This window comes from Cupriavidus basilensis, assembly GCF_029335485.1.
Lineage (GTDB): Bacteria > Pseudomonadota > Gammaproteobacteria > Burkholderiales > Burkholderiaceae > Cupriavidus > Cupriavidus basilensis_E.
This window is the reverse complement of record NZ_JARJLM010000426.1, coordinates 1-9,259: the sequence shown is the minus strand read 5'-3', so window position 1 is coordinate 9,259 and position 9,259 is coordinate 1. Positions and strand designations below refer to the sequence as shown.

Here is a 9,259-nt window from a genome sequence, read left to right as displayed (position 1 = left end):
CAGCGCCGCCACGCTGGCCGCCTTCTCCGATGCCGGCACGGTGCAGCGCATGCTCGACTTCGAAGCCGCGCTGGCGCGTGCCGAAGCCCGCTGCGGCGTGATTCCCGAGGACGCGGCCGAGATCATCGCCGCCACCTGCCGGGCCGACGAGATCGACCTGGACGCACTGGCCGCCGCCGCCGTGGCGGCCGGCAACCTTGCCATTCCCCTGGTCAGGCAGCTCACCGCCCGCGTGAAGAGCCGCGACGAGCAGGCCGCGCGCTACGTGCACTGGGGCGCCACCAGCCAGGACGCGATCGACACCGGCATGGTGCTGCAACTGCGTGAGGCGCTGCAGGCCATCGACACCGACCTGCACGCGGTGGGCGATGCCTGCGCGGCGCTCGCCACGCGGCACCGCAATACGCCCATGGTGGCGCGCACCTGGCTGCAGCACGCCTTGCCCACCACCTTTGGCCTGAAGGCCGCCGGCTGGCTCGACGCGCTGCGCCGCGACCGGCGCCGGCTGGGCGCGACGCGCGCGCAGGCCGCCGTGCTGCAATTCGGCGGCGCCGCCGGCACGCTGGCCAGTCTTGGCGCCGCGGCGCCGGCCGTGATCGCGGCGCTCGGCCGCGAGCTGTCGCTGGAAGTCCCCGCCGCGCCGTGGCATGCCTGCCGCGACCGCCTGGTCGAGGTAGCCACCACGCTCGGCATGCTCACCGGCACGCTGGGCAAGATCGCCCGCGACATCGCGCTGATGATGCAGACCGAGGTGGCCGAGGTCGCCGAACCCGCCAGCCCGGGGCGCGGCGGCTCCAGCACCATGCCGCACAAGCGCAACCCGGTGGGCTGCGCCGCCGTACTGACCGCCGCCGTGCGCGTGCCGCCGCTGGTCGCCACCATGCTGGCCGGCATGGTGCAGGAGCACGAGCGCGCGCTGGGTGGCTGGCAGGCGGAATGGGATACCTTGCCGCAGGTCGTCACGCTGGCCGCGGGCGCGTTGCGGCAGACGCTGGAAGTTGTATCGGGCTTGCAGGTGGATGCCGGGCGCATGCGCGCCAACCTCGATATGACCAACGGCCTGATCCTGGCCGAAGCGGCCATGCTGGAGCTGGGCGGGCGGATCGGCAGGCTGCCGGCGCATCACCTGGTGGAAGGCGCCTGCCGGCGGGCCGTGGCGGAGGGCACCACCCTGCGCCAGGCGCTCGGCGCGACCCTGGCCGAAGCTCCCGCGCATGCCGGCTTGATGGATGCCGCGGCGCTGGACCGGGTTTGCGATCCCGCGAACTATTTCGGGAGCGCGGGTGAGTTCGTCGACCAGGCCCTGGCCGCCTGGCGCGAATCCCGGACCCCGGCGCCAACCCCGATCCCCTGAAAAGCCGTATCTCTCAGCTCAACATCATTCCTCGCCCCTCTGGAGACCACCTTGCCCTTTATCGATCACGCCGGCACGCGGCTGTTCTACACGCTGGAAGGCCCTGATTCCGCCCCAGTCGTCATCTTCTCGAATTCCCTGGGCACCGACCACGGCATGTGGGCGCCGCAGGCCGAGGCGCTGGCCGGCCGCTTCCGGGTGTTGCGCTACGACACGCGTGGCCATGGCCAGTCGGTCTTGCCCCCGGGGCCATGCACCGTTGCCGAACTGGGCAGCGACGTCATCGCCCTGATGGATGCCCTGGGCATCCGCCAGGCTGCGTTCTGCGGCTTGTCGATGGGCGGCCTCACCGGCATGTGGCTGGGCGTGAACGCGCCGCAGCGCTTCACCCGCATCGTGCTGGCCAATACCGCGCCCAGGATCGGCACGCCCGAGGCGTGGAACACGCGCATCGAAGGCGTCATGCGCGACGGCATGGCGCCGCTGGTGGATGGCTCGCTGCAGCGCTGGTTCACGCCGGCCTTCGTCAGCGCCGCCGGCAGCCGGCTGGACGACCTGCGCGCGGTGCTGCGCGGCCTGGATCCGCGTGGCTATTGCGCCAGTTGCGCAGCGGTGCGCGACGCGGACCTGCGCGACGCCGTAAAGACCATTCCGGTGCCGGTGCTGGTGATCGCCGGCAGCGCCGATCCCTCCACCACGGCAGCGGAAGGGCGCGCGCTGGCCGATGCCATTCCCGGTGCGCGCTATCTCGAACTGGCGGCGGCCCACCTGTCCAACCGCGAACAGCCAGCCCGCTTCACCGAGGCGCTGCTGGATTTCCTGGGCAGCGAGTCAAAGCGTCCCGCCAACGACGGCGAGCGCTACCAGGCCGGCCTCGCCGTTCGCCGCGCGGTGCTGGGCAGCGCCCACGTGGATCGCTCGCTGGCCAGGCTCAATCCGCTCAACGACGAGTTCCAGAACCTGATCACGCGCTATGCATGGGGCGAGATCTGGACCCGCGAAGGCCTGCCGCGCCATTCGCGCAGCCTGATCACCATCGCCATGATGGTGGCGCTCAACCGCAACGAGGAGCTCAAGCTGCATCTGCGCGCCGCGGCAAACAACAAGGTGAGCCGCGACGAAATCAAGGAAGTGCTGCTGCAGACCGCGATCTATTGCGGGGTGCCGGCGGCCAACTCGGCCTTCCATCTGGCCGAGGAAGTGTTTGCCGCGGTGGATGCGGAGGGCGGCGGCGAAGCCGCCAAGGGCTGAGTTCGGCCCCGCATTGGCCTGGAAGTGCCGGGTGCCGGGGGCCGGGGGCTGGCCCGGCGCATCCAGGCCGTCGCGCGCAGTGCTTATGCGAGAACCACTGGCTGCAGGCCGATGCCCATGGCGGCCAGCATCGAACGGAATGCCGGTGCCGAATGCGTTTCGTTTTCCGTGACGGCGCAAACCACGCGGCCGGTGCCGGCCGTCGTCCAGGGTTCGAGCGCTTCGATGGCGGCCGGCGCGGGGTCGACGAAGGTCTTGCCGGGAAACCGTTCCTGGAAGTAGCCGGCCAGCCACGGCAGGTGCGTGGACGACAAGGTGAAGACGTCGATCTCCGGCTGCGCGGCCAGGATCGCGCCCAGGAAGGCATCGACCGCGGCGGCCGTGCGCGGCCGCTCGGTCAGGAAGGCGCCGGACTCCACCAGGTCGACCAGCGCCGAGGCATTGAACGGCGTCACCCGCCCGCGCCCACGGCTCTGCCCGGCGATGTACTCGCCAAGCTCGGGACTCTCCACCATCGAACGTACGCCCAGCACGCCGATATGCCTGGACTCCGACAACGCCAGGGCCTCGGCAACCGGCGGCACCACACCGAACAGCGGCACGCCGGCGGCGCGGCGCAAATCGTCCAGCACAGTGACCGACGGCGCGTTCGATGCCATCAGGATGGCGCTCGCGCCGAGCGCCCGCAGGCGCTGCACGGCTTGAACGGTGACCGCGAGCAAGGCTTGCCGGTTCTTGCCGCCATAGGGAAAGCTGGCGCGGTCGGCCAGGTAGATCAGGTCCTGCCGCGGAAAACGCTGCTGCAAGAGTTTGACGGCGGCATAGCTGCCGATGCCGGCATCGAACACGGCGATCGGGCGGTGAAGCGTCGCAAAGGATTCCATGGGTGTCCCGGAAGGTAGGCCGGCAAGGACTATCGCGCCGAATCGGTACAATGAAAAGAACCAAAATACCGATTTTTCATTAGGCCATTTATATTTATGCCGAAGATGCGCGACGCCGAGGTGCCCGACCTGGCAGTGCCACCGCGTGATACCGGGGAATCCAAGCAGGCCTGGGTCTACCGCGGCATTCGCCAGGCTATCTTGGGCGGCAGCCTGCCGCGTGGCGCAAGGCTGCCATCCACGCGTTCGCTGGCCGCGCGCTGGGCGGTGTCGCGCGGCATCGTCGAGCTGGCGTTCGAGCAGTTGCGGCTGGAGGGCTATATCGCAAGCCGCGTCGGATCGGGCTCGCGGGTGAGCGCCCGGCTCCCGGAGGATTTTTCCCTGCGCGCAACCGCGCCCGCACGGGTGCCGCCTGTCGATGTCGCGGTGCCGGCAGTAGCCGGCGCAGTGTCTCCGACGCGTGTCGCCGCCGGCCTGCCTTTCGTTGCCCGCCTGGCCGATCCCGCCTTGTTCCCGCTCGATGAATGGCGCAGCCATGTCAGCCGCGCACTGCGCTCGCTCACCGCGCAGCAGCTTGGCGATGACGATCCCTGCGGCGCCCTCTCCCTGCGCCGGGAAATCGCTGCCTATCTGCTGGCCACGCGCGGCATACGGTGCGACGCGGAGCAGGTCATGATCGTGACCGGCATCCGGCAAGCCATCGACCTGACCGCGCGGGTGGTGCTGCAAGGGGAGGGCCGCGTATTGCTGGAGGATCCCGGCTATCTCTCGGCGGTGCCGCTCTTCAGCCTGTCATCGCATCGCGTGTCGCCGGTGCCGGTCGATGAGGAGGGGATCTCGATGGAGGCCGTCCACCGCCACGCGGATGCCGCGCTGGTGTATGTCACGCCCGCCCACCAGGCGCCGCTGGGCCTGACCATGTCGGTGAGCCGGCGGCTGGCGCTGCTCGGCTGGGCGCGGGCACATGATGCCTGGGTGCTGGAGGACGACTACGACAGCGAATTCAACTACAGCCGTGCGCCGCTGCCCGCGCTCAAGGCGCTGGACGACGGCGGCCGCGTGATCCACTGCGGCAGTTTCAACAAGAGCCTCTATGCCTCGCTGCGGATCGGCTATGTGGTGATGCCGGATGCGCTGCGTCCGGCCCTGCGCCAGCTGCGCGCCACCACCGGCCGCGCGAACAGCCTGGTGGAGCAGCTTGCGCTGGCCTCCTTCATGCGCGCCGGCGGCTTGTTGCGCCACCTGCGCGTCTCCCGCAACGTCTACCTGCGCCGCCGCGATATCGTGCTGGCGGCGTTGCGGGCCAGTCTGGGCGAGCGTCTGCGCGTGAGCGGCGAACACGCAGGGTTCCACTTCGTGCTGTGGCTGCCGGACGGCGTGGGCGAGCGCCCGGTGGTGCAGGCGTGCGCCGGCGCCGGCCTGGCGCTGCAGGGCTTGGGCGAGTTCTGCCGGGAGCGGGTGTTGCCGCCGGCGCTGGTGATCGGCTACGCCGCCGCGCCGGACGATGCGCTGCATGCCGCGGCGCGGCGGCTCGGCGAGGCGATCCGCTCTTCAGGCTGACCTCAATCCTTGTTCGGATGCGTCATCTCGATAGGCACGATCCACTGCGCATACTCCTCCTCGCTGAGATAGCCGAGCGCCAGCGCGGCGGCCTTCAGCGTCAGGCCTTCCTTGTGTGCCTTCTTGGCGATCGCGGCCGCCTTGTCGTAGCCGATATGGCGGTTCAGCGCCGTCACCAGCATCAGGTTCTTGTCGAGGTTCTCCGCGATCTTCGGCAGGTTGGGCTCGATGCCGAGGGCGCAGTGGTCATTGAAGGCGGCGCTGGCGTCGGCGATCAGCTCGATGCTCTCCAGCACGTTGTGCACCATCACCGGCTTGTACACATTGAGCTGGAAGTTGCCCTGGCTGCCGGCAAAGGCCACCGTGGCGTCGTTGCCGAACACCTGTGCGCACACCATGGTCATCGCCTCGCACTGGGTCGGGTTGACCTTGCCCGGCATGATCGACGAGCCCGGCTCGTTCTCCGGGATATTGAGTTCGCCGATGCCGCAGCGCGGGCCCGAAGCCAGCCAGCGCACGTCGTTCGCCATCTTCATCAGGCCGCCGGAGAGCGTGCGCAGCGCGGCCGAGGTCTGCACCAGCGCATCGTGCGCGGAAAGCGCGAAGAACTTGTTCGGCGCATCGACAAAAGGCTGCCCGGTCAGCGCGCCGATATAGGCCGCCGCCCGCGCGCCGAACTGCGGATGCGCATTCAGCCCGGTGCCGACCGCCGTGCCGCCGATCGCCAGTTCCAGCAGGCCCGGCAGCGCCGTCCTGACGGCATTCAGGCCGAAATCGATCTGCGCCACCCAGGCGCTGATCTCCTGGCCAAGCGTGATCGGCGTAGCGTCCTGCAGGTGCGTGCGGCCCGTCTTGACGACGTGCCGGTACGCCTCGGCCTTGGCCGCCAGCGTATCCCGCAGTGCGCCCACCGCCGGCAACAGCCGGGTGTGGATCTGCTCGACCACGGCGATGTGCATGGCGGTCGGGAACGTATCGTTGGAGCTCTGGCCGCGGTTCACGTGATCGTTGGCGTGAACCGGCTTCTTGCTGCCAAGCTCGCCGCCGGCAATCTCGATGGCCCGGTTGGAAATCACCTCGTTGGCGTTCATGTTCGATTGCGTGCCGGACCCGGTCTGGAACACCACCAGCGGGAAGTGTTCGTCCAGCTTGCCGGCGATGACTTCATCGGCCGCCTGCACGATCAGGCGCGCGACGTCCCCGGGCAATTCACCCAGTTCGGCATTGGCCTCGGCTGCGGCCCGCTTGAGGATGCCCAGCGCGCGGATGACGGGCCGTTGCCAGCGGAAACGGCTGACGCCGATCGGGAAATTGATGGTGGAGCGCTGCGTCTGCGCCCCCCAGTAGCGATCTGCGGGCACGTCGATGGCGCCCATCGAGTCGGTTTCGGAACGGAATGCGGGCATGGAAAACACTCTCCAAATCCAAACGAAATCTGGTCATTGTACGTCTCCCCCATACGAGGAAAACAGGAGGCACCGTGCGCTCCCGCGAGAGACTATACGCCCATCGCGCCGGCCTCGCCGCCATCCGCGTCCACCGGTTCGCTTGGTGCCTTGTAGGGCACCACGGAATCGCGCAGGATGACGTGGGCTGCTCCGATACGGCCGGATCCTGGATGAAAGCGTTATTCCCGCTCATGCGCCGCTTTCAGCAATTTGAGCCGCGTCTTGCCATCGGGCGTGAAGTGGGTTCCGAATCGCACCAGTCCGGCCCGATGGAGATGGCAGCTCATGGTGAAACTCAGCAGCATCCCCGGTTCGGTCTCCTCGATGTCGATGTCGATTGCCTTCAGCCTCGGTTCGTAGCGTAGCAGGGTGGTCTCGATCTCGCGCTGGAGCGTGTGCGCCGAGGCGGGAAGGTGGCGGTAGATTCTGGACAGGTCGCCGAGGCCGTAGTCCGGCAGATGCGCGAGGCCGCCGCGCCGGCTGTTGAGGATGCGCTGGATATTGTCCCGGACGGACAGGAAGGTCTGGGTCGCGGCGTCGAATTCGTCGACCGCGACGCCATTCGCAAAGTATCCCGTGACCGCCTCGAAGAGGCCAGGCCCGCCCCTTGTCACGCCCCTGCCTCGACGCCGGCCGCCGCTTCGTCGAAGTCCAGGCCGATGCCATCGTCCTCCGAGTACGACAGCCGGATGCACTTTGGCGCCTGCTGGTCCGCCATGCGTACCAGCAGCTCGCGCGCGAGCACGGGCAGGATCTGCTGATCGAGCAGGCTATCGATATTGCGGGCACCGGAATCGCGCAGCAGGCAGGCGCGTACCAGCTCGGACACCAGGGCGTCGTCGCACCGCAGCGGCACGCCAAAGCGGCGCTCGACGCGACTGGCCACCCTGGCCAGCTTCATCCGCACGATCGACGCCATGGCCCCGGCACCCAGCGGCCGGTACACAATGGTCTGGAAGCGTGCCAGCAGGGCCGGCTGGAAGTGATCGACCAGGAGCGGGCGGATCGCCTCCATCAGCGTGCCGGTGGCAACCTCGGCCCCAGCCTCCGCTGCGGCGTCGGTGGCGGCCAGGAGTGGCTCGCTGCCCAGGTTCGAGGTCATCAGGATGACGGTATTGCGGAAGTCGATCGCGCGGCCTTCGCCATCGCGCATGAAACCGCGATCGAAGACCTGGTAGAACAGGTTCAGCACGTCCCGGTGCGCTTTTTCGACTTCATCGAGCAGGACCACGCAGTAGGGACGCTGGCGCACGGCCTCCGTCAGGATGCCGCCCTCGCCATAGCCGACATAGCCGGGCGGCGAGCCCTTCAGCTGCGACACCGTGTGCGCTTCCTGGTATTCGGACAGGTTGATGGTGATGAGCGAACGCTCGCCGCCGAACATCAGGTCGGCCAGCGCGCGTGCGGTCTCGGTCTTGCCAACCCCGGAAGGGCCGACCAGCAGGAAGACACCTAGCGGCGCCTCCTCGGATTTGAGGCCGGCCTTGGCGGCCCGCAGGCTTTTGCCCAATGCGGCCAGCGCTTCGTCCTGCCCCACTACCACGCGGCCGAGGCGGGCTTCCAGCGCCAGCAGGGTGGCGAGCTCGTTGGACAACAGGCTGTCGACCGGCACCCCGGTCCAGTCGGCAATCACCTGGGCGATGGCGCTCTCGTCCACCTCTGCGTGGATCAGGGCGGCCTGACCGGGCGTCGTCAATGCCTGGTGAGCGGCCTGGATCGCCGGTGCCAGATCCCGCCGTGCCGGCTCGGCGGCGGCCTGCCATTGGGCGCGCAATGCCATCAGGGTACCGGCTGCCTGTTTCTGTTCCGCGAAGGCGTGCTCGAACTGCTCGCGCTCTGCTTCCAGCGCGGACAGCCGGGCATCGATGGCCGCCAGCCGTTCGGCATCCGCCGCACCGGTGGCGCCCTGGTCCTGCAGAAGGGCCGTGCGCTCGACCTCCAGCGCTGCGCGTCCGGCTTCACAGGCCGATATCGCGACCGGCGTCGCGTCCTGGCTCATGCGCACGCGGGCGGCGGCAGTATCGAGCAGGTCGACCGCCTTGTCCGGTAGCTGGCGCCCGGTCAGGTAGCGGCGCGACAGGCGCACTGCCGCGCCCACCGCGGCATCGGTGATGTGCACGCCATGATGCCGGGCATAGCGCTCCTTCAGCCCGCGCAGCATCAGGCAGGCGCCGTCGTCGTCAGGCTCATCGACCTTGATCATCTGGAAGCGGCGCTCCAGGGCGGCATCGCGCTCGAAGTACTGCTTGTATTCGGACCAGGTTGTGGCCGCGATGGTACGCAACTCGCCGCGGGCCAGCGCGGGCTTCAGCAAATTCGCCGCGTCCGCGCCGCCGGCCGCATTGCCCGCGCCGATCAGCGTGTGCGCCTCGTCGATGAAGAGCAGGATGGGCGTCGGCGATTGCTGCACGGCCTCGATCACATGCTTGAGGCGCTGCTCGAATTCCCCCTTGACGCCCGCGCCGGCTTGCAGGAGCCCAAGGTCCAGCGTGCGCACGGCGACGTCCCTGATGACAGCCGGGACATCGCCTTCGGCGATCTTGAGCGCCAGGCCTTCGACCAGCGCCGTCTTGCCCACGCCGGGCTCCCCAACCAGAATCGGGTTGTTCTTGCGGCGCCGGGCCAGGATATCGACCATCTGCCGGATTTCGACATCGCGCCCGAATACGGGATCGATGTTGCCGTCGCGGGCCTTCCGGGTAATGTCGATGGTAAAGCGGGACAGGGGAGCGTTGTCGGCCTGGCCGGCCAGCGCGGGTGGC

7 protein-coding genes are annotated in these 9,259 nt (G+C 68.8%); 3 read left to right on the top strand and 4 right to left on the bottom strand.

The features are described from left to right. The coding region (locus P3W85_RS25350; protein WP_430869614.1) for a 3-carboxy-cis,cis-muconate cycloisomerase at positions 1–1,354 on the top strand (1,354 nt) is incomplete at its 5' end. 51 nt (positions 1,355–1,405) lie between these two features. Further along, positions 1,406–2,605, top strand: a complete 1,200-nt coding sequence (pcaD, locus tag P3W85_RS25345) for a 3-oxoadipate enol-lactonase (protein WP_017225977.1) — start codon at positions 1,406–1,408, stop codon at positions 2,603–2,605. A gap of 83 nt (positions 2,606–2,688) precedes the next feature. Here pcaD and P3W85_RS25340 read toward each other — a convergent pair whose 3' ends face one another. Then, complete coding sequence (locus P3W85_RS25340) at positions 2,689–3,489, bottom strand: glutamate racemase (protein ID WP_276266779.1); 801 nt, start codon at positions 3,487–3,489, stop codon at positions 2,689–2,691. A gap of 96 nt (positions 3,490–3,585) precedes the next feature. Between P3W85_RS25340 and P3W85_RS25335 the strand changes: the two genes are divergently transcribed. After that, positions 3,586–5,049, top strand: a complete 1,464-nt coding sequence (locus P3W85_RS25335; RefSeq protein ID WP_276266778.1) for a PLP-dependent aminotransferase family protein — start codon at positions 3,586–3,588, stop codon at positions 5,047–5,049. 2 nt (positions 5,050–5,051) lie between these two features. Here the strand turns inward: P3W85_RS25335 and fumC are convergent, their stop codons facing one another. From fumC to tssH, 3 genes are all read right to left on the bottom strand, one after another. Next, positions 5,052–6,455: a class II fumarate hydratase gene (gene fumC / locus P3W85_RS25330; protein WP_276266777.1), complete on the bottom strand. Its 1,404-nt coding sequence runs from the start codon at positions 6,453–6,455 to the stop codon at positions 5,052–5,054. A 221-nt stretch (positions 6,456–6,676) separates the two neighbouring features. Continuing rightward, positions 6,677–7,111 (bottom strand): type VI secretion system baseplate subunit TssE, encoded by a 435-nt coding sequence (gene tssE, locus P3W85_RS25325; RefSeq protein WP_017227891.1) that lies wholly within the window; start codon positions 7,109–7,111, stop codon positions 6,677–6,679. Beyond that, positions 7,108–9,249, bottom strand: coding sequence for a type VI secretion system ATPase TssH (gene tssH, locus P3W85_RS25320; protein WP_430869615.1), 2,142 nt, complete (start codon positions 9,247–9,249; stop codon positions 7,108–7,110). The genes tssE and tssH overlap by 4 nt, the downstream gene beginning before the upstream one ends. Positions 9,250–9,259: the final 10 nt, after the last annotated feature.